The organism is Rubritalea tangerina (assembly GCF_042683245.1).
Taxonomy (GTDB): domain Bacteria; phylum Verrucomicrobiota; class Verrucomicrobiia; order Verrucomicrobiales; family Akkermansiaceae; genus Rubritalea; species Rubritalea tangerina.
In genome coordinates, this window is record NZ_JBHUJB010000028.1 from 37,458 (window position 1) to 63,693 (window position 26,236).

Here is a 26,236-nt window from a genome sequence, read left to right on the forward strand (position 1 = left end):
ACCACGATCATGATAGATAGAATCCATTTTACCCTCACGAGCTCAGTAGCGAGTCTAGCTCTCGCCACTGCCTACGCCACCCCTGTGGAACACATCCACACAAGCCAGTGGAGCCAGTCGGCAACCAGCAGCTCCTCAGCCCTCACCATTACCCCTAACGCCCATATCACCATTATCGGTAACGGCCTTGCATCTAGAATGCCCAAATTCGGCGACTTCGAAACCGAACTCCAAATGCGCTACCCAGATGCTAAGCTCACCATCCGCAACATGGGCGATGAGGCAAACACCCCCGGATTCCGTCCCCAACCTGGACGTGGCTATGATGGCCAATACGCATTCCCCGGCGCTAAGGACCTCGTCAGAGATGACCTCAAAGCAAAAACCGGCGCCACCGGCCATTTTGAAACTCCAGATCAATGGCTCACTAAACTCAAGACAGATACCGTCATCGCCTGCTTCGGCTTCACCTCATCATTCGATGGCCCCGACCAAGTCGAACGCTTTAAAAAGGAACTCGATGCATTCCTCAAACACACCAAAGGACAAAAATACAACGGCAAGAGTGCGCCTCAAATAGCGCTGGTCTCCCCCACTGCTTTCGAAAATCTCTCTGCCACTCAAGACACCCCAGATGGAATCGTCGAAAACCAAAACCTCGCCCTCTATACCAAAGCTATGCAAGAGGTTGCGGCGTCTAACAATGTTCTCTTCGTCGACGCCTTCAATGCATCTAAAGCTTGGATCACAGCAGAAAAAAAGCCCATCACTCGTGACGGTGCCTTGCTCAATGCCAAAGGCTATTCCCTTTTCGCACCATTCCTAGCAGATGCCGTCTTCGGGAAGGCTCCTGCCAAAGCAGCTGACAAACGGGAAAGAATCCACAAGGCCGTGAACGAAAAGAATTGGCTTTGGCACAATTACTACAAAATCCCTAACGGAGTCCACGTCTATGGCCGACGCTTCAAACCATACGGCCCCCAAAACTACCCCGATGAATTGAAAAAAGCTGCAGAGATGACCCAGGTTCGAGATCAGGCAATTTGGGCTGCTGCTAACGGCAAAACATTCGACCTCGCTGCGGCCGATGCGAAAACGCATCCTCTCCCAGAGGTAAAAACGAACTACAAGCCAAGTAATAAAAATGGCAATCCCGACTACAAGAGCGGTCAAGAAGCTGTAAAAGAATTCAACGTTCCTGATGGATACAAAGTCGAACTCTTTGCCTCAGAAACTGACTTCAAAAACCTCGCTAACCCAGTACAGATGGCTTTCGATAATAAAGGCCGTCTCTGGGTGGCCTGTATGCCATCCTACCCACACTGGCGCGTGGGTGATCCGAAACCTACCGATACCCTCATCATCCTCGAGGATACTAACGGCGACGGTAAAGCGGATAAAGAAACTGTCTTTGCTGACGACCTCCACATCCCTATCGGCTTCGAATTCGCTCCAGAAGGAGTCTACGTCTCACAGTCCGATTCCCTTGTCCTCCTCAAGGACACCAATGGTGATGACAAATATGATGTCAAAGAATACGTCCTCTCAGGCTTCGACGATCACGACACCCACCACGCAATTTCAGCCTTCTGTGCCGATCCGTCTGGTGCAATCTACATGGGTGAAGGCGTCTTCCTTCATTCCAACGTCGACACTGCCTACGGCCCGGTCCGAGGAACCAATGGCGGCTTCATGCGCTTCGACCCAGTCAAAAAGAAACTCGAACGTACCACTCAGCTCGGTATCCCGAACCCTTGGGGAATTGCCTTCGACGACTATGGTCAAAACTTCTTCCTCCACACTTCCGGCACCTCATTCAGCTGGATGGGCCAATCCTCTATCAAGCCGAAATATGGTCGTAACCTGCGCGCTCCAAACTTACTCAAGAGCAACCAAGTCCGCCCGACTTCAGGACTTGAGTTCGTGTCGAGCCGTCATTTCCCTGATGAAGTCCAAGGCGACATCCTCATCAACAATAACATCGGCTACCTCGGCATCAAACAACACGCTGTCAAAGAAGACGGCACCGGCTACACAACCGCCTATCGCCAAGATCTTCTCAAATCAAATGACAAAAACTTCCGCCCGGTCGACCTCGAGTTCGCACCAGACGGCTCCCTCTACTTCGTCGATTGGTCTAATGTCCTCATCGGCCACATGCAACACAACGCTCGTGACCCACATCGCGATCACGTGCACGGCCGAGTCTATCGTATCACCTACCCGTCGAGACCACTCGTAAAACCAGCTCAAATTGACGGTGCCAGTATCGATCAATTGCTCGAAAACTTGAAACTCCCAGAATACCGTACGCGCTACCGTACCCGTCGCGAACTCCGCGGCCGCAATGCCGAAGAAGTTGCCACAGCGACAAAAGCCTGGGCGCGTAAACTCAACAAGAGTGACGAGAACTATGAACGACTTCTCTTAGAATCCCTCTGGGTTCTCTGGGGTGTCAACCAGGTCGACGAAGCACTCGTTTCTAACCTACTCAAGGCTAAAGACCATAGAGTCCGCGCTGCCGCTGCACGCGTCGTGCGTTACAACCTAGATAAACTCAGTAACGCCCAACAATTGCTAGAGCTCGCAGCCGCCGACGATCACGGCCGCGTACGCCTCGAAGCCATCAACACAGCTAACTGGTTAGATACAGATAGCGGCCAATCCATCCTCGATATCGCTAAATCCAAGCCAGTCGATAACTGGATGAAGCAATCTTTCGACCATGCTAACAACGACCTCACTGGCTCAAAAGTAGCAAAAGAAAAAGATAAAGAAGTCGAGGGCTGGAAAAAAGCAGGCATGAATAAAAAACAAATTGCCTACCTTAAGAAAGGTCGTGAAATCTACCACCGTGAAGCACATTGCGGCACCTGTCACCAAGACAACGGCAATGGTCTTCCAGACGGAGGCTTCCCACCACTCGCTGGCACCAAATGGGCCACTGGTGACCCTGATCGCCTAATTAAACTGTCGCTCAAAGGCCTCATGGGTCCAATCGAAGTCAAAGGTAAGAAGTACAATGGCGCCATGACTCCATTCGAAGGCCTCCTCAATGATGAAGAACTCGCAGCCGTCCTCACATACGTCCGCAAGAGCTTCGGAAATAAAGCTTCTGCGATCAAGGCCGACCAAGTGAAAAAGGTGAGGGCCGCTACGAAAGGACAAGTCGGACTCTACCAAGCCGACGCCCTCCTCAAAGAGCACCCACATAAATAATACCAACTCCCCCCCCATCAATCCTTCCCATCTCAAAAGCTCAGAGTTCCCTACTCTGAGCTTTTTTCTTACAATACCTAAACCACTACCACAAAAAACATGAAAAATAATTCACGTTTTAATTTGCGCGTTTTGTTTTTGATGGAATCTTTTCATGTCCAGAAGAGGAACCCCTGAACCATTCCTCAGCGACATAGAAAATATGAAAAAGTTGACCCTCAAAAAACACCTCATAGCCCTGGCCAGCTTACCAGAAACGAACGCCCCCATCCTCAGTGTGTATTTTGATGCCAGCTACACGCGGCAGGAACGTCACAAACACCTCAAACAATGGGCAGCCCTAGCGCGCCACGCTTTCCGCGGCCAAGCTCAGTTTGATTTTGACGACGCACTCGAAGAAATCCACATCGCAATCGACGCAGCTAAACTTGGTCACAGCCTGGCCATATTCAGCCGTTGGGGTGAACACCCCCTCGTATTGCCTATGCACCTCAAAGTACCCGTCGAAACCCAATGCCACGCGGGCACTCTCCCCATTATCTACCCACTCGTAGAGATCAAAGACCGCTTTGACCGCTTCATCCTCGTCTCAGTAAACTCAAGTTCAGCACGAATTTTTGAAATCAACCTAGGAGACGTCTCACAAGACCTCCTCAAACACCACCCAGAACTCAGGTCGCGAATAGGTAAAGAATGGACCCGTGAACATTATCAAAACCACCGTAGCCATCGCGACACCCGCTTCATCCGCGAAAAAATCGCCGTCATCGACAGACTAATGAGCAAACGTGGACACAACGCTCTAATCATTGCCGGTGAATCAAAGTATGTTAGTCGCCTCAAGAAATACTTACCTAAGCACCTAACTGCTAAACTTTCTGGTGAACTGAAAACTGGAGCTAGGGAAGAAACCACGGAATTTATCGTCCAGCAATCTATCCAACTCTTCCTAGAACAGGAACACCGTGAAAGCTTCAATGCTGTACAAAAACTTGAGCGTGCACTCCGCTCAAATGGACTCGCAGCCATGGGAACCCAAGCAACTCTCGACGCCATCAGGAGCTATCGAGCTGACCTCATTATCCTCTCAACCACCCTTCCAGACAATGAACGTGAAATGGTTGTTAGAGCTGCCGCCAACCAAGACCTGAGCATTGAAACAGTGCAACACAACAACACCTTAGAGCGCTATGGAGGCGTCGGCTGCCTTCTGAGGTACCTCCCCCCAAAACTGCCCCTGAAGCAAACGGCACAAAATAAAAAACGCCCAGCATAGCCCCCACACACAAGCTTCACTGAGTTCTTACTCAGTGGAGCTCTCCCTCACTTTCTCTACTCCTCGAGTAGGCGGTAAAGCACATTGTCTGAAAAAATAGGATCCTGTGTCATCGTAAGATGGTCTCTAAACAAAAAGAGCACGTCATCTAATACCATGCTGCTCTGAACTTTTGGAGCATAGCCCTTTCCCACTCGTTCATCGCCCAGAGCACTGCTCCGCAATACGATCCCGTCACCGGGCCCATACTTCGTCGCCTCAAATACACCCGAATCTAATTGGATCTGCACACGTTCTTTCGTAGCGACAGCATCCCCAGCAACCAACCGCAACTTCACCTCAACCGGTGGCACAACCTTCTTATCAAGAGATCGTTGAAATTGCTCAGCATTCTTCAAACACTTCCTTAAATGATCACGCGCAATCTCCCGCCTCTCAACTCGGTCCGATACCTTCGATAAAATAGCATCTAACTGAGAACTTTCCTTAGCCTGCATCAAGCCCCACCCATATCTCTCCCAATTGCCAACATCGTAAACATTGACAATGTCATCAGTCTGATCATCCACATAGGCCCTGTGCCGCGTCCTGGGCATCAGCTCATAGAGCGATGGGTAAGTCCCTAACACTCCAGTACTGTAGTTAGGAATACTCACCACACCCAACTTCTGGGCCCACCCAGGTGCAAATTTCTTTCCCTTAGCCAAATCTTCAAATGCTAATACAGACCCCGAGTTCGGAGTCCCCACCATAATCAATTGATTCACATGCCGCGCCCCCGCCCAATTTAACTGAGGCAAACTCCCATCGCTAGGTAGACTCTGGCCTCCATAACGTAAGTAATACCGCGCTATCAAACCACCCATCGAGTGCGCCACTATATCAAACTTTATCTCCCCCCTATCCTTACCATATACCTCTCTATGCTTCTTCCTAACATAGGCCTCTTTCTCCCGAATGAACTCAGCTAACCGCCCAGCATTCTCAACGTTAGATCGACGCCAATCATAGGCAAACTGGAAACAAGTAAAATGATCATTGCCGTAGTCAATAGCTCCCGCCTCCGCCAGCTGTTGATCCTGATACCCGGCTGCTCCCAGAGTCTCCAAAATTCCAGCATAAGCTTTGGCTTCCACAGGAACCCCAAAAACGCGTATCTTCAATCGGTCCAAAGCAACATCAGCTTCAACCGAGTCCTTCAACGCTCGTAGTGCTTTCCCCCTCTGCATTGGTAAGGCCACCATCGCCGCATTCCCATGCTTTGAGGGATCTAAATACGCCCCATCAAACATCCCCCATACAGGCAACCCTGTCTGACGATCAACAAGACGAGATCCGAGAATGCCAGGTATGACAATCACCGGGTTGCGAGACTCATGGTGCTTCGCCGCAGCCTCATCATACAGGGCATTCAAATCCGGCGGCTTTATCTCCTGAGTCACACAGGAGCTCAGCAAGCACCCTGCCCCAAGCACGAGAAACAATGTCTGACCAATTCTACCCAGCATAGACTGGACGCTAACAAATCACCCATTGCCAGACAAACTCAGATTATGCTGAGTTCCTCCCCCCACTACTAACTATTGCTATCAACGCGTAAGTGCACGCACCTTGAAATCAGGCTCAACCACTAAGTATGCTGTGACAGCCCTGTCCTGATAGAGCTCTCTCGGCAAATCAAATATAATGGGCTGACTCTGATGCATGCTCCCATTCTGCCTCCAAACCAAACGCGCCGGACGCCCCTGATATTCCTCAGCTTGAAAAGCTGTCTCAAACTGACTACCTGCTAGCACGCGGTTGATGTTGACCTGCTGAGTAGCCCCCTCAATCAGCAGCTGAACCTCGGTGATATCCGTCGTAGTCTGGTTCACTATGAACAAGCCCTTGATGTCAGCTCGCTCAGGGCTAGCTGGCTTAGACTCACCAACGGAATGTGTCGTCTCACATTGACTCAATGCGACCACGATCAACCCAGCCAATAACTTGCCAATGCCCCCCATGCTTCCCTAGGTTAAAAGATCTCGAAGCTTCTCCTGAAACTTGATCAAGTCCTCTTCATCCGGCTGGTAACCAGGCGTGTCAGCATCCAATGAAAGACGCCCCATTTGGTCAATCGCCCAAAGTGCCTTCTCACCATCGCTAAAGCAAACGGAACCCGATTTCAATGCCCCCGGTCGTACAATCTCATCCACCGTCGCCTCCACAACTCCCGTCGGAACTTTTATTTCCTCCGCCTGTGCCTCTTCTTGCTTCACCTCTTCCTGATGCAACTCAATACCTAGATCTAACACGAGAAAACGTGTGTCCATATAGGTAATCTGAATAGAAAACTCCTCTTGAAGCTTCTTCTGAATATCAGGTAGTTGGGCTCCCTCTGCTGCCCAAGACGCAATCTGCGCCTTCTGATCGTCGGATAATTGAGATACGCTAAACATTGTTACAGTTCCTTACCCACTTCTATGTTCAAATCCATTAGGAGAAAAGTACCATTTCCCCTATTCTAGCAATTCACGCATTTCCTCGCTGCTCAAACCACTCATCATTGGCTGACTCTCATCTCCTATTGCAGCACCTATCAAACCTCGCTTCTTCTCCTGAAGCCTCAGAATCTTCTCTTCCACTGTCCCCTTACTGATCAACTTATAGACCGTCACTGGCTTTGTCTGTCCAATCCGATACGCTCGGTCTGTTGCCTGCGCTTCCACTGCTGGGTTCCACCATGGGTCAAAATGCACCACTGTATCTGCTGCTGTTAGATTGAGACCGTAGCCTCCAGCCTTCAAACTAATTAAGAAGCTGTCAGGCCCATGAGCCTCTTGAAACTTCCTCACCTCACCCGCTCGATCACGCGTGCTTCCATCAAGATACGCATAGCTAATGCCATTCGCCTCAAAGGCTTCCTTTATCAGCCCTAGCATTTGAGTGAATTGACTAAATACCAACACCCTATGCCCACCGCGCTTTGCCTCTTCCATCAATTCAACCAATAAAGTCAACTTACTCGACACCTCAGCTTCGCTCGCTTCAACTTCACCTCCTAACAACCTTAAATCGCAACTCGCCTGACGTAACCTCAACAATACAGTCAACATCTGCATACGCGCCTGCCCACCTTCAAGCGACTCCACCTTACTCACTCCTCGCCTCAAAATCTCTTCGTAGCTGTTCTTTTGAAGTGCACTAGGATCGCAGTACAATACCTGCTCCAACTTCTTCGGAAGATCTTTAGCAACTTCTGACTTCGTTCTGCGTTTCATGAAAGGTTCCACGCGCAACCTGAGACGTCTCAGAGTGTTCTCATCCGGCTGAGCACCACTCAAAGCCAATTCATAACGTTGCTTGAAATCCTCCCGACTCCCTAAATACCCAGGCAACAAGAATGCATACAATGACCATAGATCTCGCACAGCATTCTCTACAGGAGTCCCCGTCAATGCCAACCTCGATTCCGCCCCCAATTTACGTAACGCTTTCGCGGCCTGCGTGTCAGGATTGCGAATCACACTCGCTTCATCAATCACTAGCATTTCTAGATCAATATCTTGGTACAATTTTAAATCTCGCGCCACGAGAGCATAACTCGTAATCAACAAATCATAACCCTCAGCTTGATCAAAATTCTTGTGACGATCAGCCCCATGTAACACCATCACCTTCAGCTCCGGCGTCCACTTCTGCGCTTCATCCGCCCAGTTGCCTAACAAGGATGTTGGGCAAACGACCAAGCTGGGCTTGCCACTCGCCTGAAATAGTTGGATAGCCGCCAAGGTCTGTAGTGTCTTCCCTAATCCCATATCGTCAGCTAATAAAGCCGCTCGCTCAGATTTGAGCCGCTGATAGATCCAAGCAATCCCCTGCAATTGATAATCTCTCAACACAGAACGTATCCTGTCAGGTAGCTCTCCAATCTCAGCCTCACCATCACCCACTTGCGCCTGACCTGAGTAGTATGAGCGCAGGTGCTTTAAATAAGCACCCTGGTTTGCAGCCACATAATACTGACCTCCTTCTTGCCTCGGGTCCGTATCTCTTAAAACCGACTCCATCATCTCCGCATCAAACTGCGAGATCACGACATGCTTCCCATTCTTCGTCGTCCCAGAACGTTTCCCTGAAGCCAGCATCTTTTGGATAACCTCTTTAGGAACCCCTTTTCCGGCATCAGTCTCAAACCCATAATCAAAGGCGAGCCAATCTTCGCCACTCCCCTGAATATCTAACTTCGGGCGCACTCGCACCAAGTTCCCCTTTGCAGCCTTCAGCCCCCCCTGCACCTCAACCCTCCACTCAGCTTCAAGCCCAGGCAATGCATCAGTCAGAAAGTCTAACACTGCATCGTCACCAACTAACTCCCAACTGCCACCATTGCCAGTGAGTTGAAAACCGTACCGCATCAGCACACCTGCCGCTTCATCTTCAGCATCCCGATTGCGCTCAATCCACTGACCAGATCCCTCAGGCTGCTCCAGAGGGAAACTGATCTCATCAGCACCAAAGAGGCCCAAAGTTAATACAGCACCATCTGCATACTTCGCCATCAGCTGAGCTTTCAACTTCTCGGTGCTACCCTGCAATTTGAGTATAAAATCAGCCTTCCCTTCAGTCAGCGGGATTGCATCAAGCACCGAGTCATCATCCCATAAAGCAAAGCTTTGCCAAGCACTCTGCTCTCGCAGAAATTGCTTCATCGGCAAATACACTGCAGCGCCAGACACAATTCTCAACCACTGCCTTTCATCGAGAACACTTCCAACATCCAGAACGACTAAGACATGCTGCCCCCGATCCCATAACCATAAATCTCCATCCGCATACCACGCCACCCCCTGTCTCAAAACACTCGGACATAAACCCACAGCCACCCGATCCTCATCGACCTCCAAGTGCATGGGCACACGCACCCCAGTAGTAGAAACCCGGACTTGCTGCTCACCTGCCAATACCGCGGAATGCCCATCAAGAGATTTCAGAAAGCTCAATGCCTGCTTCCCCTTGAGCCCCATCATGGGAGGTATTTGCCCGCCAGCATGCTCTAGCAACCACCGGCCTAAACTCTGATCCCCACTCTTTTCCCCTCCCCCCTCACGTTCTTGCAAACGCAGCGAAAGCCCCCCCTCTGGTAAACTCCCTGGAAATTGAGGAGCCAATAGCACACGTAGCCTAGGGCTTTCGATACGCACCGCCTCCATCGTCTTACTCGCTTCCCCCCTCTGTAAAGTGGGCTTCGCTTCCTGAAGTGTGGCCAACATCACTGCCACAGCATGTGCACACACCGCCCCAGTCCTGCGGCACGCCATCCTCGGACAAACCGTATCAATATCCGTATCTGAGTGAATCCGCACCGTGACCCTCAATGGCTTCCCGCCCCCATGAATCTCTCCCGACACGACTCCTTCATTGCGCTTAGCCTTTGCCACCACCCCTCTGGAAAAAATTTCTTTCCCTTCCTTCATCGCCTTCCATCCGGCGGCTTTTCGTATCCATTGCTCGTCAATCTTCATTCGCCTGCGCTTTTCTCTTCCGTGTCCGCCCCCTTTTATGCAAGTCTCAGCCCGACCTGCAACGTTAAGCGCACCATATTCGCCACATCTCGTAGAAATTCCCGCCAGTCACCGTATTCAAACGCACATGAACGTAGTCGCCATCGCCAACCAAAAAGGAGGAGTCGGTAAAACCACCACTGCCATATCACTCTCTGCTGCTCTCGCAGAACTCGGCCAGCGCGTCCTCCTGCTCGACCTCGACCCTCAAGCCAATGCGACTTCAGGCCTCGGTGTTGAACCCGACAGCGAAGGCTCCATGTATTATCCACTGATCGGTGAGGCTAAAATCCAAGAAAAAGTCATCCCCACACGCATCGAAAACCTCTCACTGGTCCCATCCGGTATGGACCTCGCTGGTGTGGAAATCGAACTCGCTCGCAGTGATGACCACCTCACCAGACTGCGCAAGCTGCTCACCAACCTCAAACGCGGCAAGAAATACGACTACTGTATTCTCGATACCCCGCCCTCATTGGGTGTCCTCATGACGACCTCCCTCGCCGCAGCCGATGAAGTCATCATCCCCCTCCAATGCGAATGGTTCGGCCTCGAAGGCCTCGCTAAAATTGTCCATGTCATCGAACAAATCCGTGAATCTGGTGCCGCCCCGAAACTCAAACTCGAAGGCATCCTCATGACCATGTTCGACGGCCGAACCAACCTCTCGCGCCAAGTCGTCGAAGAAGTCTCAAACTACTTCCCCGACCAACTCTACCAAAGCGTCATCCCCCGCACCATCCGCATCGGGGAGGCCCCCTCACATGGCAAAACCATTTTCGAACACGACTCCAGCGGCATCGGAGCCCAAGCCTATCGCTCAGCTGCCCAAGAGTTCCTCATCCGCCATTCCAACGTAGGCGGCCCAATTGCCTAATGGTATCTCCTACCTGCCTGAAACAGGCCAGTCGCCACAATAAAACACCTCGCACCCTGTCAGAATGCGAGGTGCAGTTAAATGAGAGCACTCTTACTTAACGTAAGGCAAGGAAGCCGCAGTCTGGGCAATCGCTTCTCCATTGTCAGCAAGCTCACCAATCGTGTCCCACTTGCCATTCACTAAAGCTTCGCGTGCGCCATCTGGCATATCCATCACAAAAACCTCTTCACCAAATCGCACAGTCTTCGCCTCTAAATCCACAGCCACCTCTTGATCTGGCGCCTGCTCAACCAACTGCATCAACTTCTCGTTGTCTTCAAGGCTTAGTGAAACACAAGGCATACCCAAGTTTACTGAATTGCCAAAGAAAATCTCTGCAAACGATACCCCCACAATAGCTCTAAAACCAAATCGACGTATCGACTGCGGTGCGTGCTCACGAGAGGATCCACAACCAAAGTTCGGTCCGACCACCATCACGGAAGCTCCCTTGTACTTTTCAGCGTCGATCGGGTGCCCTTTGCTTGAGCCGTCTTGCTCAAATCGCTCATCGTAAAACATCCCCTCTGCAAGATCATCAAAAGTCACACACTTGAGGAAGCGTGCAGGAATAATGCGGTCAGTATCCACATCTGCTCCAGGCACCGGCACCGCCTTGCCCACTACTTGCTTGATCTTTTCAATTGCCATAACGAGGCGAGACCATTCGCCAATTCCCCCATAAAATCAAGCCCACATATTGGCCTATACCTTTACCATTCCACAATCACTCAGGAATAAATAGCGTCACCGCAGGACTTTCTCCTAACTAGAGCTTCGCATAGCGAGGCGATGAGGTGATCTGATCGTGATAATGCTTCACACGTCCCTGAAACCAACGCCACTTCGCACCAGGTTTCCCGTTATCCAAGAGATAATGTGGGCAATTCTTGTGGGGCTTTGACAATCCCTTACGAGGCCAATGGTAATGTGGCACCACGTTCTTCAGCGGAATATTGTGCTGGTGCATCAAATAGGCTGTCAACTTCGCGGTACGCTCAATCGTTCTGGAGCGGCTATTGCCGCGGTTTTCACACATCTCAATACCGATCGAATAACGATTCCCTGGCCCGTCAAAATCAGCGTGCTCACCCTGCTCGTTCGTCGGTAAATGCTGTACAGCCACACTCTGGTCTACCGTAAAATGCCATACCAAATAACCGATCCGGTTCCCACCCTTGCGCTTATACGCCCTCAACTTCCCATTCTTTAGAGCCAATGAATGCCGGTAGGCATCTGCCCCTGATGAAAAATTCTGGGTGCTGTGAATCGTGATGTAACGCGGACGCATCGAACGCTTGTACTTCCTCGCATGCACCCCCCGTGGGATATAATCCTTATGTAAATTGACCTCACCTAACAAATCACCCGGGCGCTTTCGCGGTCTCTCCATCACTGGCTTGTAATCCCCCCCACTGATATAAGTGGCTGTCGAACCCAATGCCGGGTCTCCTGAAACAGGTTTGACCATTACCACCGGCGGCGAAGAAGGTGAACAAGATAAAATGGCTGCACAGAGCCCTAAAATACTGAGTGGGAGAAAGATGAGAAGACCGCGCATGACGTTAGACTATTACCATATCTACACAATAATGGCGAGGTGAGTTTCAAAAAATCCTCACCTCGCCACCTATTTGATGACTTGCCTCACAATTTCTGGTGGATTTTAGGATCACCACCTCTGGCATCGTCCCCGTCGATATTATCAGCTCTTTGAGGCCAGCCTCTCTGCATACAGAAATCTGTTAGTTGTTCTCACCTGTTACCATGATCCCGTTGACAAGCACCTCGCGATCCAACGAAAAGCTCACCCGATTAAGCTCGATCCAAGTACTCGCACCAAGAGTTTCATCATAATCTAATACTGTCGTGGTCTCTAATATAACGGTGTAGTTCACACCGTCTTGATCCATTGCCGATTCATAGAGTTCCTTACCCAAGACAAACCTTTGGTTCTGCACATCATCAACGTCCACAACGTGCTCATCAGATTCATAGATCAACTGAGCAACACCTCCAGCATCTCGATAGATGGTCACCTTTGTCTTGCTTCCAGGATAGAGCTGGTAACCCCATACTGAAATCTGAGAAGGAGTCGCATCCAGCACATCTCCGTCTTTTAACACCTTTTCAGCCCCATCATAGTCAAAATCCGAAGCGTAGGCTGTTGGTAATATGCGGATGGACGCTGAGTTGCGAATCAACCAATCCGGATTTGCCTCATCCTCATTGACCATCACATAGGTATCAATGGTCTCAGTCCCCCGAATCCCACGCGTGCCCTCCGGACTCGTCAAATGCGTGAAAATCTCATCAGCCGAGTGCGTGACTGAGGTATCCGTACTGGACACTACTTGCGTTAAGTTAAATTCTGCAGACTCAGTAGACAAATAATCCGCAACTCCATTATCCATAGCTGCGCCACTTTCGTCCTTGGTCACTAATGAGAGCTTCATCACTTTAGTTGAGGGGGCAAAGGTCTCTCCATTCTCAAGATTACTGAGTAATGCATCATCACTTAAATTAACCACCTTCACTGACACTCCGAAGGGGACGTCAGCCCGGGTTCTTGGGTTTGCCGGGTCCGAATTCGTATCCTTGCTTGTAAAGGTGATTTCGGCTGTCGGTTTAGCTCCGACCACTGTCGAGGCTACCAAATCATGCCCAGTGCCATCGTTATTCATCGCAAACAACCCAAACCATAAGCCAGATCCTACAGCATAGTTTGAGGTTCCCACACCCGAAATTTCTAGTGAATTCGGATCGTTGCTCGCTACCTCATGAATAAATGCTGACCAGCCCTCGATGAGATCAGTCGGATTCGGATTAGCTGCCATGTCAGCTAACCGCACTTCCAGAATTAAATCTCCATTGTAGTTCACTTGGGCCTCTGCCGTCGGTAACAACGACGTGGCACACAACGTGGATAGAATGCTCACTAGTTTTTTCATTTTTCTATTCTCACCTCAGTTAAGTTCATTTGTTTTTTACGTACTATTGATGTCGGCTGGCCATTCCGCACCGCAATCACCACCTTACCTGTCTTCTTCAATCTCTCGAGGCGCTCCTCGCACAAAGGTGCATCCCCCTCCATCTCAGATTGTGAGACTTCTACCTTCATTATCCACACCTGATTCTTCTTGTAGAAATCTCCAAACCTTAAATAAGTCCGGTCTTTTTCTGGGAGAAACTTCGCTTCTAAGCCCTTTGGCACGTGCAGAACACTCCTCTTGGGAATATAGGTGAAATTCCCCCTGTCTCCCATCACATCCATGATCGATTTGATCTTTAGATTGAGAGTTCTCCCCTTGGTTTCAGCAACTGCATCAACACTCGTCACGAGAGGAATGACAGCCAGCATGCAAACCACGCGCAACAACGAGTTCTTCATCATTTTCATAGCTGATCTTTCAACTAAACTTAATTACGACCCTTGTTACCTTCTGTAGTATCTATGCCAGTGGTACCATCCTCATAGGAAGCGTCCGAAAGCTTCTTCTTCTCATTCCACTTCGTTAAGGCTGCACCCTTGTTATCATCGTCGTAACGCATGCCGTCTGCGTCAGACTCATTGTTACCGTGACCTGAGTCGAGTGAGGTTGTCGCTTGCTCCGTAGCAACCACTGTGAACTCCACGGCCTCATCTTCCACGACAAGACGCTTCATCATGAACGAGAAGTCACATTGCTTTGTGGTATCTGCAACCGAACTTGTTGCCAGCACATAGCCCACTACTTCAGGTGCAGTCTTCAGCCCATAACCATTGAGCTTGATGAAGCTATTGGTGTCACCAGTCATGTTTGTCTCCTCACCTAAAGTAAACGTCAAAGACACTGGACCATCCACTTCAATCGGTGTTTCCAACACTACTGAGATCGTGCCTGTGTAATCACTCACATTATCTGCATCTAAGTAAACGTTGTGTGATGCAAGCACCACTTCCTGTCCATTCACACTCACCTTAATGCTAGATTGTCCCAGTAAATCTGAGCCATCGTAATGCGCTAAATGTCCACCATTGCGTACTATGCCTTCCAGCGGAGTACCTGCGGCCAAAGCCCATTCAAAACCTGTGATCACATACTTCCAATAGTCGATATCCTGACCAGTTTCGGAATCCTTAAGAGTGATGGTCTTACTACCTTCAGTAGTCGTAAAGCTATCTTCAGAAGTCATTCCTGGAGCGGAGAACACCAAATCCGCACGCGAATCCACAGCTAACAATGCAGCAGTAGCTGCAAGAGCAACAAGAGTTTTCATTTTTTTGGGGGGTTATTGGGGGGGTTAGGGGGATGTACCAAGCCACTTCCGCTAGAACCATCTCTAGCAGAAATCCACAAACTTGGTTCACTTGTTATCGTAGGTCAAACATCCATTTAAACTCAAGGCTCTTTTGATAGTTTTTTACAAATCAACCAAACTACAAGGGTTTGAGGGTCAATATATCTTAAAAAAATAATTTAGTTATACCAATAGTTTAAACAAGCGTAGAAAAAACATCCCTTTGCTAGCTCACCTATTTCACCAACCAAAGAGTCAACCAGTCAACGGCGCGACTTACATATCCAGAGCCGCGGTAAAAGCAGCATAACGCTCCCTCAAGGTCGCCTCCTGACTCTTCGAAACATCTGAAGCTAAATGCTCCTGAGCATGCTGGAGCGCGCTGTGAATACCAGAGGCATTGCCAAGCTCCGTATTCCCCAGCTTGATCGCACAACTCTTGAGAATATCGAGAATCTCCTCCTGTATCTCCACACTACTGATACGAAAGATCTCTACGAGAAAAGGAATCGCAGGCTCTGCAGCAGTTGCCAACTGCCCACTACAAAGTAAGCGCCATAGCTCCTGACTCGCCCGCATCGAACGCGTCACCTTTCGCGACGCCAAATCCTGCATCAGTTTAGGCAACTTATCAGCCCTACCAGAGTTCACCTCATAGCCCCCCCAGTCGACCTCCCTCAGCCGCATCCATAGTGCATCTTGCTTCATATAGAGATCCTCACTAGCGCATGTCAGATCGATGGCAAGCTCGCTATGACTGTACCACCTAAAAAATCCCCCCCGCCCTCTGCGGTATTCCTGCAGATCCAGCCTTCACAAACCCACTTCTGCACGCCACACTCCCGCCCATCGTGAGTGACATCCCAAAAGCCTTCATCCTCGGCGCCGGCCTCGGCACACGCCTGCGCCCCCTAACTGAAAACCTCCCTAAACCCCTAGTTCCATACCTTCACGAGCCACTCATCCACCAAGCACTGCGCCATTGCCAACACGCCGGCATCAAACATTGTGCCATCAATACCCACCACCTCGCTCACACCTGGCCTCAACAGTTCCCTCAAAAAAAATTTGAAAACCTCACCCTCGAGTTCTTTCATGAACCCGTATTGTTAGAAACCGGAGGAGGCATAAAGAACATCGAACCCTGGATAGGCTCTGACCCCATCCTTGTCTACAACGGCGATATCCTCACCGACATCGACCTAAAAGGCCTCATTCAAGCACACCAATCCGCTGATAACATCGCCACCCTCGCCGTCTTTTCAGAGGGCCCCAATTGCAACGTCGCTCTCGAAGGCTCCCAGATTACTGACATGCGCCACAGCCTCGGCATCCACCCTGGCACCCACCAATTTTCTGGAATCTACATCATTGAGCCCTCAATCCTCCAGTACATCCCAGCCGGTGAAAAAATCTCCATCGTACCCGCCTTCTTAGAACTCATCCGACAGGGCAAACTCGGTGCCTACCTTGCCGACGGGGCCACTTGGAAAGACCTTGGAACCCGCGAAGAATACCTCGCAGCCCACAAAACTGCCGCACTCACTCACACGGTAGAACCGATCTCGCCCTCTGCCAGTATTGCCCCTGAAGCACAAATTGATAGAGATTCCTGTTTTATTGGCCCGCATTGTGTGATTGAAAAAGGCGCAAAACTCAGCAACACCATTGTGTGGCCAGGCGCTACAGTCCACGAAAATGCCAACTTAGATGGCTGCATCGTACGTCAGTCCGCCCAGGGAACACACCAAAACACCGACCTCTAGAAGCACATTCTCTCCAACCCCTTTCCTAGCAAACACACCTAACCATGCCTACCGATACCCTACTCACAGCCACGCGCACTCACCTTGAGTTAGAACCCACCCATTCGGTGATCATCGAACCCATCGTCAAAGGCGGCTCCGGCCGTACCATCGTGCGAATCAAACCCGAGGGCCACCCGACCTACATCGGCATCTACTACACCCTCGAACGTGCAGATAATGCCAACTACCTTCCCGTCTCGAAGTTTCTCAAAAAAGCCAAGCTAAACGTCCCAGAGGTCCTCTACGACAACACCGGCCGTCGCTGTGCTCTGATCGAGGACCTCGGTGAGGTCGACCTCCTGTCGCTTAAAGATCAACCGTGGGACGTCCGCGAACCCATCTATCGCTCCGCCCTCGCCCAACTCGATAAGCTCTTCTACACCCGCGCTCCAAAAGATCTCGACTTCCAACCCCCCTTCGACCCTGAACTCTACCAATGGGAACAAGATTACTTCTTCGATAACTTCGCCGAAATCCACCTCGGTATGAGTAGCGGTGAAACCGAAAAACTCCGCACCCACCCGGCATTGAAAAAAATGACCGAATCGCTGGGCGCCTCAGCACGAAATCTCGTCCACCGCGACTTCCAGTCCCAAAATATCATCGTCAAGGACGACAAAGCCTTCCTCATCGACTTCCAAGGGATGCGCCGTGGCCGCCAAGAGTACGACCTCGCCTCACTCCTCTTCGACCCCTACATGGAACACAGCGCCGAAGAACGAGAAAAACTTCTCGACCTCTGGGAAGACATCAGTGAGGAACGCCCAATCGATGACATCCTCAAGCGCTGCGCCGCTCAGCGACTCATGCAGGCCCTCGGCGCCTACGGTTACCTCGTCTCCAATAAAGGCGAAGAATGGTTCGAGCAACACATCCCCGCCGCCTGCCGCCTCCTCAGCGAGGTCATCCAAGGCATGGACATTGAGGAAGCCATCCAGCCCGTCCTCGATGTCGCACAAGCAAAGTACGCATTCTCATAAATCATCGTGCCGCGCGTCCGAACCATTCAAGCCCTCATCTTTCTCATCGCCATGGCGATGGGAATGGTCGGCTTGATGGTCTGGCAGCCCAAAGGGCACCTCAAATGGGCCGAGAATTTCCTCTCGCCTGTCAAAAATGAATCCTTCCGCGTCGGGGCCAAGATCGAAGACAAGCTCCCACCAGATTCTCGTGAACGCGTCATCCGTGAAGTCACCCCACCAGCGCACACTGCTCTCGACTTCGTCATCTGCGAGATCGATGACGACCCAGAGCAAATTAACGCCTTCGGACTCTACCACCCTGCAGACCTAGCCATCACTCTCAATAACCTGCGAGACCAAGGGGTGAAACAAATCTTCATCTCAACCCACCTCCATTGGCCCAATAAAGAGCCCGCAGAAAACAACACCCTTGCTACTGCCATGCAAGGCTTCGACTCCGTCGTCGTCACCACGCCTCTCCGACGCCAGCTCGCAGGCACCCCCATCACTCCAGCCTTCTTGCGAAGCTCACTCCCACTCTCAGGCATCGACGGGGATAGCGAACTGCTTCCCCGCGTCAATAGTTTCAGCCTAGAGCCCAACCTGCGCTTTCCCCAAAACACCTATGCTGGCTTCAGCACCCTAGAATCTGAAAATGCCACCAGCACGGTTCCTCTGCTCGCCCGCTGGGATGACCGCCTCGTATTCTCCTCGCTTCTGCTCGCTCTCATGCAGCAATACAAAGCCACCCCTGAGGATGTCCAAGTCGTACTCGGCTCCTACATTCGACTCGGAAATACCGGCAATATTATCCCAATCAATAGCTTCGGCCATTACCAACCAGACCTCAGCTTTACCGCCAAACCCGCCCCCCGTACCATCACCTCAGCCCTCAGTGGCCAATCCAGCATCATCGGTGCCACCCAAAAATCTGCCATCCTTACAGCCAACGGCCAGCGTAGCTCCCAGTTCGAAGCCATCGACTCCCCCTACTTCAAACTCTCCCAACTCGCTTTCACCCCCCGCGTCTCAGCCCCCATGACCCTCAAACGCATCCCTCTCTGGCTGGAATGCATCCTCATCGCCGATGTTGCCTTCCTCTGCGCCTGGTTTCTCGCCTATCGTTCCATGCGCCGCAATACCGCCTTCCTCATCAGCCTTATCGGTATTGGCCTCACCTTCCTCTCAGTCTACCATATCTTCCACTACTGGAGTCCCGTCTCAGTCTACCTGCTCACCTTGCTAAGTGGCTGGACACTCACCACCATTCTCGCTAAACCTGCCCGCCGCAGCCTCCTCAGCGAGGAGCACTAATTTTCCATCTACCTTACCATGTCCATCGAAGCCTACACCGCAAAAGCCGCTACCCTCATTGAAGCACTCCCCTACCTTCAAGCCTTCCGTGGACAGACCTTCCTCATCAAAATGGGCGGCTCCGCAATGGAGGACCCAGAGCTCGTTAAAAAAGTCATGCGCGACATCGTCTTCCTCGAAGTCGTAGGCGTCAACCCCGTCATCGTCCACGGCGGTGGAAAAGCCATCTCTGCCGCCATGCAGGAGGCCGGACTCGAAGCTAAATTCATCGGTGGCTTCCGCGTCACCACCCCAGAAGCCATCGAAATCGTCGAAAAAACCCTCAGCGATACTCTCAACCCAAGTCTCGTCGAAATGCTCAGAGAGTTCGGTGGAAAAGCCGTTGGAGTTCCCGGCACCGACGTCTTCATCGGCGAACGCATCAAAAGCACCAACGACCAAGGTGAACGCGTCGATATCGGCCGCGTCGGCCAAGTCGTCGGCTCCCAAAAAGAAAAAATGCAGGAGGCCCTCAATGCCAACATCGTCCCTGTCATCTCCCCACTCGCTTCCGAACTCGGCACCGGCAAACCACTCAATGTCAATGCCGACCTCGCCGCGGCTGCCCTCGCCAAAGACTTGCGCGCCGCCAAACTCATCTACCTCTCAGATGTCCCAGGCCTCATGCGCGACCCCGCACAGCCAGACACTCTGATCCCCTCAATCAATCCAGCTCAAGCTGCCTCCCTCATGGAAGATGGCACCATCTCAGGCGGTATGATTCCTAAAATTAATTCCGCCCTCGACGCCCTCAACAACGGCGTCAATAAAGTACACTTCATCGATGGCCGCCAAGCCCACTCGCTCCTCCTCGAAATCTTTACCAAGTCAGGAATCGGCACCGAAGTCACCAATGCCAATTAAGCGCACCCCTCGATGCTCTAGGCGCCCAAAGCTCCCATGATGAGGGGCTCAGCGAAGCTCCTCACTCAGCCAGAGTAAACACCCTCTGATGCATATCCGGGGGCAGAACCTACTGCCCCTCCTCTCCCAACTAGTAGCCACGTATCCGGTCGCGCATCAAGGTCACCACCAATGCCGTCCAGCCAGTCTGGTGACTCGCCCCCAGCCCTTGACCCGTGTCCCCGTTGAAATACTCGTAAAACAATACGAGATCCTCCCACTCCTGCCCCTGACAATAATGCTTCAGTGCACTCAGGGCCGGACGACACCCACAGTCGTTAGGCAAGAACATGCTCACAAGTCGATCGCTGATCCGATCCGCCACTTGGCCTAAACTCAGCTTCTCACCCGAGCCCGTGGGAAATTCCACTTGGAAATTGTTGCCATAAAAATGCTGATACTTCCTCAAAGAAGCAATGATGATATAATTCACCGGAAACCATATCGGCCCTCGCCAGTTAGAATTGCCACCAAACATATATCCATCCGACTCGCCAGGTACATAGCTCACCTTGTGGTTCTCACCCTTCCACACAATGCTGTATGGATGCTCGCTATGGTCCTTCGATAATGAACGCAATCCAAAGTCAGATAAAAATTCTTCTTCGTCTAACATCCTAACCAATATCTTCTCAAATCGCTCGCGCAGTGGCAGCATCAACAAACGCGATTCCTTATCATCACGTTGCTCGTCACGATACGTCGTGTACTCAGCCAAATCCGGTCGGTTCTCAATAAACCAATCAAGCCGCTTCTTAAATCCAGGCATGTGCTCGACCTTCTTCATGTCAATCTCTGCCACCCCCATCATCGTCAGCAAGCCAACCATCGAGCGCACTTTTAGCGGAATTTTCTGCCCATTCTTTAACACCAGATGGTCGTAATAAAATCCATCGTCCTCACACCATAAACCACGACCAAATTCTTCATTCATCGCACGCGCAATCCGCACAAAATGCTCGAAAAACTTCGAGGCCATATCCTCATATGCTGGCCGAGTCTCAGCTAATTTCAGACACATCTCTAACATTTGTGAGCAAAAGCCTCCCATCCAAGCAGTTCCATCCGCCTGCAGCAAGCGCGCACCATCTCCAAGGTCCTGAGATCTATCAAAAACACCAATGTTATCCAATCCAAGGAATCCTCCCGAGAACAAATGATTCCCATCGTGGTCCTTTCTGTTCACCCACCAAGTGAAATTCAGACACAACTTCTGAACGGCTTTCTCTAACCACTCCAGATCTTCAATCCCGTTGCGCTCGAGAATCTGATAAACTTGCCAAACCGCCCAAGCATGCACCGGAGGGTTCACATCCGAAAAACTCCATTCGTATGCTGGAATCTGCCCGTTAGGGTGAAGATACCACTCACGTAAAAATAACAACAATTGCTTCTTCGCAAAGTCTGGGTCGAGCCTTGCAAATGCAACCATGTGGAATGCCGAATCCCAACATGCAAACCACGGATACTCCCACTTATCAGGCATCGATAAAACATCGCGGGCAAACATATGACGCCAGTCCTTGTTGCGCCCACTCACCCGTAACTCAGAGGCATTCTCCCAACCATTATCGCCGTAGAGCCAGTTCTTCACCACATAGTAATAGAACTGCTTAGACCACAACAACCCGGCATAGCCCTGTACTGCTACCCGGCGCTCTTCTTCACTCAAGCCCTGCGGTAACATACAGTCATAAAACTCCGCCTCTTCCCTCTCACGAGCCTCAACAACCCCATCAAAATCACTGAAGCCCTGCCCCTGGTCATCTTCCTCAGCAATCAAGCGACAACGCACCTCATAGCTCTTCCCCGCGGGCACCGTCACCTTCATCCACGCCGCCGCTTTCGTGCCTCGCATTTCAGGATTCACAGCATCCTTGCGCACGTTAATCAAATACTCGTGAAACGCATCCTTCAAATACGGTCCGGGATTCTCCTGCCCAAATAGGGACTTCAAGTTTGAGTCATTCTCCGTAAATAACCATTCCACTGGCACCTCTGGGTCTTCATCGATGTAAAAATGAAAAACACCCATGTCACAGTGCTCTAACACAAGCCTATCACCCTCGAGCCGAATCTCCGGCCGCTGCCATTCTGACTCAAAATGATCCTGCCCCCATGACCACGAGTTCCGCATCCAAACGCTAGGTAAAACATGGATAGTCTGTGCTTCAGAACTCTGATTAGTTAGCTTCAACCTCCAACATAAGTCGCTCGGTCCGGCCTTCGCCACAGTTGTCTCCACATCCCAATACTCCCCACCCTCAAACACACCCGTGTCCTCAATCCCATACTCAGGCTCCTCTGGACCGCGGTGCTGATTTGTATGCACCAAGTCAGAATACGGATACTCAGCTATCGGATACTTATATAGTGCGCGCGTGTATGAATGCGTCGGCGTACTATTCAGGTAATAATAACATTCCTTAACATCCTCACCATGGTTCCCCTGCGTCCCACTCACACCAAAGAGGCGTTCTTTTAAAATCGGATCCTTCCCATTCCATAAAACAGGTGCAAAATTTATCCGCGACTTCCTATCACACCAACCTAGCAAACCATCTTCTCCCCAACGGTAGGCCCTCCGCCTCGCCTGATCGTGCGTGAAATAGTTCCATGCGTCCCCCGTCTCTGAGTAATCCTCGCGTACTGTCCCCCATTGCCTCTCAGCCAAATACGGCCCCCACCTCTTCCAGTTCTTCTCAAATGCCGCCTCCTCAGCGAGCCTCTGGCGTTCGGGGGTATTCTTTTCGCGCTCCGTGATCATTGCCTCGGCAAGCTAGCACAGCCCCCCTCCTTTGTGAACCTAAACTGTGTTACAACTGGGAGTTCACTCCTCCAGCTCAAGCTTGGATGAATGCCCCCACTCAAAGCTGTGAATACCATTCATCAAACCATTACTCACCAGTCACTTACTCACATTGTAAAGCTTCTGATAATATTCCTCCGCCATCCGGTTAGATCCAAACTCCGGAGTCACATCCTCCATGCTCTGAACCACCATGCGCATCCAACTCTCTGGCGCGTCATAATAGCTTGGCAAGACAACATGCTGCATCAACTCATAAAAGCCCTCACAGTCCCTGTCATCACGCTCCGTGTCCCTCAATCCCAGATCCGCAGTAGGAATGAGAAATGCATTCTCACCTCCGCGAGCAAACTCACAAATCCAACCGTCCTGAGTCGAAAGATTAATAGCACCGTTCATCGCAGCCGTCATCCCCGATGTCCCTGATGCCTCGCGTGTCACGACTGGAGTGTTAAGCCAAATGTCTGCACCACCCTTTAGAAGCCTAGACAAAGCGAGTTCATAGCCTACTAACACAGCCACATTAGAATGGCTTCGTGATAGCCGAACAAGACGATTGAAAGTATCCACTGCTGCATAATCTTCTGGGTATGGCTTGCCCGCCCACACCAACTGCACAGGATATTGGCTGTTGGCTAACATCGCCTCAAACTTTGCCATGTCCCTGAGAAGTAAATCCGGCCGCTTGTACCCCGCAAAGCGCCTCGCCCACACAATCGTCAAAATATCTGGGTCAAATATTCGACCAGTCTGGTTAGCCACTTCCTTCACTAACTTTTCCTTAAGCTGCCGCTTTCTTCTCCCCAAGCCTCCAATGTCGCCCTCCTCTGCACAGACAGCTAAAGCACGATCCTCCCAAAACTTCTTATTCTGAGCATTCGTGATGTGGATGATAGGACACAGCCCCTCATACCCACTCCACATCCTGCGCGCTACCTCACCATGTAACTTCGATACCCCATTCGCTATCCGACACACCCTCAAGGCCACTAAACTATGGTTGAAGGTGTCGTCCTCCAAATCTGTCACCCGACCTAACACATCGTCGCTTAATCCTGAAAAATACCCAAACTGCCGTAAGGTCTGAAAACTCGATTTCTCATTCCCAGCTTCCTCAGGCGTGTGCGTCGTAAACACAAACCGCTCCCCCACCCAGTCCAGCCCCCACTTCTTTGCCTCGTAAAAACACGCTGCTAAACCATGCGCCTCATTTAAATGCCACACCTCAGGAACAACATTTAACACTTCTAACAACTTAGCCCCACCCACCCCTAATAATATATTCTGCGAAATGCGCGTCAGCTTATCCGATGCATAGAGCGAATGTGAGATCGTCCGAGACAAGTGGTCGTTCTCAGCAATATCAGTCGTAAGAAAAAACATTGGAGCCGTCCCAAAGACCTCCCCCGGCAAATACAGCGCCTTCACCCAAACCTCAGCTCCATGCACTTGGATCGAATACACCAACCCCGTATCTTTTAGAAAGTGATACATTTTCTGGCGGTGCGCCACCGCCATTTCCCTGTTCTCATCGCGCGCCTGATCATAATACCCGTATGTCCACAGAATCCCAATACCCAACATGTTTTGCCCCAGCTCACAAGCACTACGCATATGAGAACCAGCCAAGAACCCCAAACCTCCAGAATAGGTTTTTAAAGCCTGGTCGATGGCAAACTCCATCGAAAAATAAACGACACTCTTCTGGTACCCTTGAGCTACTTCATAAGTGTGTTGGTAGGGCGTAGGTAAAAAACTCATAGATGACATACGAATGATGGTTATTCTTCTAACTACACCACTATCAAAGAAATCATACGAGCAAACCCCACACCAGTGACAGTCCTGTCAGCTTCCTCACCTCGCTGACTTTACACGTTTGTTGCGCATTACCGTCGAGAAATAGACATCCTCAGAAAGTTTCTCCAAGGACTTATCCTTATTAACAGAGACACTTCAAATCTTAGAATAGTGCCAGTAGTTGCCCCAGAAATGCGAAAGCGAATACAGCACTAACAGATAAAGATTTCACGACACACACAAGGATGAATCTCTACCTTCTGCCTCGCCCACCCCAGCCACGCATCCAGCGGGTCTGACTTTCCAAACTCTGCCTGTATTGGCTCTGCTGCGTCTCAGTAAGAATGCCGTCAAACCTCTGCACCTTTGCGTCAATGTTAGCTTGCTGCATCTCTTCCACCTTCGCCTTCTTTTGCTCAGCATCAAGTGACTCATCCGCTTCTATGGCCATCCGCTGCTCCACCATTGAAGTATCAATGTTCATCATCATTCCTCCTGTAAATGCCGACATCATAGAAGACACCGGCGAGTTCTTATCCACATTGCTCTCCGCTTCCGCATAGAGAATGTCATACACCGCATCTTTTTGCGTGTCGTCTAAAGTCACCACCCCCTGTAAACTCGCCATCGACTTCATCGCGCTCGATTCGATATCATTCTTCCTTTCACTCGTCTTGAGCGCTTCAAAATCACCCAATTGCTCGTCCGTTAGAATTTCTTCCATCGCAGCGGTAAGGTCTCCATCGCCCATGATCGCTGCCATTTTCTCCATCCCATCCATGCTGCGCATCCCTTCAAAACCACCCGCCATCATTTCTTCATACGCCTCAATCTTCTTAGCATAATGCGCACGCAACTGCTCTTCCTGCTGAGGGGTAAGTCCTAACTTTTCTACCAAGTTGGCAATCTTCGCATCAAATTGCTTTTGCTGCCTGTCGACCATCCGGCTGCTCATCTGCTTACGCCACTCTTCACGCCGCTTCTGGCGCTCAGCGTCCCGCGTCTCCCCCTCAGGCTTCACCTCCTCATCCTTACTAACGGAGTTGGATGGACTCACAGACTTGCGCGGGCTCGCCGGCTTTCCACTTGTCCCGGTCGCAGCCAACTCGGCAGGCCCAGCATTTTGCTGCTTACCCTGCGCCGTTTTCTCCGAGCCACCACCGGACTCAGAATCAGAATTATTCAGTATCCAGCCTGCGCCAAAGCTGACTGCAATGGCCGCACCAAATAGGAGATATGTAGGTTTCATTGAGGTAGGTCTATTAATGTTCAACGCTTACGCGATATGCACTAAGCGAACACACTACCCACACTTTGTCTCCCATAAAGAAAAAAGTAACCTCCCACTCATCCCACACACTCA

General features: G+C 50.8%; 20 protein-coding genes. 7 read left to right on the plus strand and 13 right to left on the minus strand.

Features of this window, described 5'->3' with window-relative positions; translation table 11 throughout:
• The first annotated feature begins 9 nt into the window (after positions 1 to 9).
• Both ACFSW8_RS06415 and ACFSW8_RS06420 read left to right on the plus strand, forming a co-directional pair.
• The gene (locus ACFSW8_RS06415; RefSeq protein ID WP_377086620.1) at positions 10 to 3,219 is read left to right on the plus strand and encodes a PVC-type heme-binding CxxCH protein; all 3,210 of its coding nucleotides are present in this window, start codon (positions 10 to 12) and stop codon (positions 3,217 to 3,219) included.
• 202 nt (positions 3,220 to 3,421) lie between these two features.
• The gene (locus ACFSW8_RS06420; RefSeq protein ID WP_377177758.1) at positions 3,422 to 4,495 is read left to right on the plus strand and encodes a baeRF10 domain-containing protein; all 1,074 of its coding nucleotides are present in this window, start codon (positions 3,422 to 3,424) and stop codon (positions 4,493 to 4,495) included.
• 56 nt (positions 4,496 to 4,551) lie between these two features.
• Here ACFSW8_RS06420 and ACFSW8_RS06425 read toward each other — a convergent pair whose 3' ends face one another.
• The 4 genes from ACFSW8_RS06425 to ACFSW8_RS06440 all read right to left on the minus strand — a co-directional run bounded on the left by ACFSW8_RS06425 (position 4,552) and on the right by ACFSW8_RS06440 (position 9,999).
• Positions 4,552 to 5,937, minus strand: coding sequence for a lipase family alpha/beta hydrolase (locus ACFSW8_RS06425; RefSeq protein ID WP_377177760.1), 1,386 nt, complete (start codon positions 5,935 to 5,937; stop codon positions 4,552 to 4,554).
• 147 nt (positions 5,938 to 6,084) lie between these two features.
• Positions 6,085 to 6,498 (minus strand): hypothetical protein, encoded by a 414-nt coding sequence (locus tag ACFSW8_RS06430; protein ID WP_377086625.1) that lies wholly within the window; start codon positions 6,496 to 6,498, stop codon positions 6,085 to 6,087.
• Positions 6,499 to 6,504: 6 nt separating this feature from the next.
• Positions 6,505 to 6,933: a hypothetical protein gene (locus ACFSW8_RS06435; RefSeq protein ID WP_377086626.1), complete on the minus strand. Its 429-nt coding sequence runs from the start codon at positions 6,931 to 6,933 to the stop codon at positions 6,505 to 6,507.
• A gap of 60 nt (positions 6,934 to 6,993) precedes the next feature.
• A complete protein-coding gene (locus ACFSW8_RS06440) occupies positions 6,994 to 9,999 on the minus strand; it encodes an SNF2-related protein (protein WP_377086628.1) in 3,006 nt (1,001 codons plus the stop codon).
• A 127-nt stretch (positions 10,000 to 10,126) separates the two neighbouring features.
• On the opposite strand from ACFSW8_RS06440, the gene ACFSW8_RS06445 reads away from it, so the two are divergent.
• Complete coding sequence (locus ACFSW8_RS06445; RefSeq protein WP_377177762.1) at positions 10,127 to 10,915, plus strand: ParA family protein; 789 nt, start codon at positions 10,127 to 10,129, stop codon at positions 10,913 to 10,915.
• Positions 10,916 to 11,008: 93 nt separating this feature from the next.
• On the opposite strand, the gene leuD is transcribed toward ACFSW8_RS06445, so the two are convergent.
• The 6 genes from leuD to ACFSW8_RS06475 form a co-directional block, all read right to left on the minus strand.
• Complete coding sequence (gene leuD, locus ACFSW8_RS06450; RefSeq protein WP_377086632.1) at positions 11,009 to 11,608, minus strand: 3-isopropylmalate dehydratase small subunit; 600 nt, start codon at positions 11,606 to 11,608, stop codon at positions 11,009 to 11,011.
• A gap of 118 nt (positions 11,609 to 11,726) precedes the next feature.
• The gene (locus tag ACFSW8_RS06455) at positions 11,727 to 12,518 is read right to left on the minus strand and encodes a peptidoglycan recognition protein family protein (protein ID WP_377086633.1); all 792 of its coding nucleotides are present in this window, start codon (positions 12,516 to 12,518) and stop codon (positions 11,727 to 11,729) included.
• Positions 12,519 to 12,702: 184 nt separating this feature from the next.
• Positions 12,703 to 13,908 carry a hypothetical protein gene (locus ACFSW8_RS06460; protein WP_377177764.1) on the minus strand — a complete coding sequence of 402 codons (1,206 nt, stop codon included), beginning with the start codon at positions 13,906 to 13,908 and terminating at the stop codon, positions 12,703 to 12,705.
• Positions 13,905 to 14,357 carry a hypothetical protein gene (locus ACFSW8_RS06465; protein WP_377086636.1) on the minus strand — a complete coding sequence of 151 codons (453 nt, stop codon included), beginning with the start codon at positions 14,355 to 14,357 and terminating at the stop codon, positions 13,905 to 13,907. The genes ACFSW8_RS06460 and ACFSW8_RS06465 overlap by 4 nt, the downstream gene beginning before the upstream one ends.
• Positions 14,358 to 14,377: 20 nt before the next feature.
• On the minus strand, positions 14,378 to 15,217 hold the full coding sequence (locus ACFSW8_RS06470) for a hypothetical protein (protein ID WP_377086637.1): 840 nt from the start codon (positions 15,215 to 15,217) through the stop codon (positions 14,378 to 14,380).
• Between the two features lie 297 nt (positions 15,218 to 15,514).
• On the minus strand, positions 15,515 to 15,946 hold the full coding sequence (locus ACFSW8_RS06475) for a hypothetical protein (protein WP_377086638.1): 432 nt from the start codon (positions 15,944 to 15,946) through the stop codon (positions 15,515 to 15,517).
• 143 nt (positions 15,947 to 16,089) lie between these two features.
• Between ACFSW8_RS06475 and ACFSW8_RS06480 the strand changes: the two genes are divergently transcribed.
• The 4 genes from ACFSW8_RS06480 to argB are packed head-to-tail and all read left to right on the plus strand — an operon-like array spanning position 16,090 to position 20,225.
• A complete protein-coding gene (locus ACFSW8_RS06480) occupies positions 16,090 to 17,004 on the plus strand; it encodes a sugar phosphate nucleotidyltransferase (RefSeq protein ID WP_377086641.1) in 915 nt (304 codons plus the stop codon).
• A 44-nt stretch (positions 17,005 to 17,048) separates the two neighbouring features.
• Positions 17,049 to 18,026: an aminoglycoside phosphotransferase family protein gene (locus ACFSW8_RS06485; RefSeq protein ID WP_377086642.1), complete on the plus strand. Its 978-nt coding sequence runs from the start codon at positions 17,049 to 17,051 to the stop codon at positions 18,024 to 18,026.
• Between the two features lie 6 nt (positions 18,027 to 18,032).
• The gene (locus ACFSW8_RS06490) at positions 18,033 to 19,322 is read left to right on the plus strand and encodes a hypothetical protein (protein WP_377086643.1); all 1,290 of its coding nucleotides are present in this window, start codon (positions 18,033 to 18,035) and stop codon (positions 19,320 to 19,322) included.
• Positions 19,323 to 19,340: 18 nt separating this feature from the next.
• Positions 19,341 to 20,225: an acetylglutamate kinase gene (argB, locus tag ACFSW8_RS06495; protein ID WP_377086645.1), complete on the plus strand. Its 885-nt coding sequence runs from the start codon at positions 19,341 to 19,343 to the stop codon at positions 20,223 to 20,225.
• Between the two features lie 130 nt (positions 20,226 to 20,355).
• Here the strand turns inward: argB and ACFSW8_RS06500 are convergent, their stop codons facing one another.
• From ACFSW8_RS06500 to ACFSW8_RS06510, 3 genes are all read right to left on the minus strand, one after another.
• Positions 20,356 to 23,031 carry an MGH1-like glycoside hydrolase domain-containing protein gene (locus ACFSW8_RS06500; RefSeq protein ID WP_377086646.1) on the minus strand — a complete coding sequence of 892 codons (2,676 nt, stop codon included), beginning with the start codon at positions 23,029 to 23,031 and terminating at the stop codon, positions 20,356 to 20,358.
• Positions 23,032 to 23,172: 141 nt separating this feature from the next.
• On the minus strand, positions 23,173 to 24,834 hold the full coding sequence (glgP, locus tag ACFSW8_RS06505) for an alpha-glucan family phosphorylase (protein WP_377086649.1): 1,662 nt from the start codon (positions 24,832 to 24,834) through the stop codon (positions 23,173 to 23,175).
• Positions 24,835 to 25,126: 292 nt separating this feature from the next.
• Positions 25,127 to 26,122 (minus strand): hypothetical protein, encoded by a 996-nt coding sequence (locus tag ACFSW8_RS06510; RefSeq protein ID WP_377086650.1) that lies wholly within the window; start codon positions 26,120 to 26,122, stop codon positions 25,127 to 25,129.
• Positions 26,123 to 26,236 lie beyond the last annotated feature (114 nt).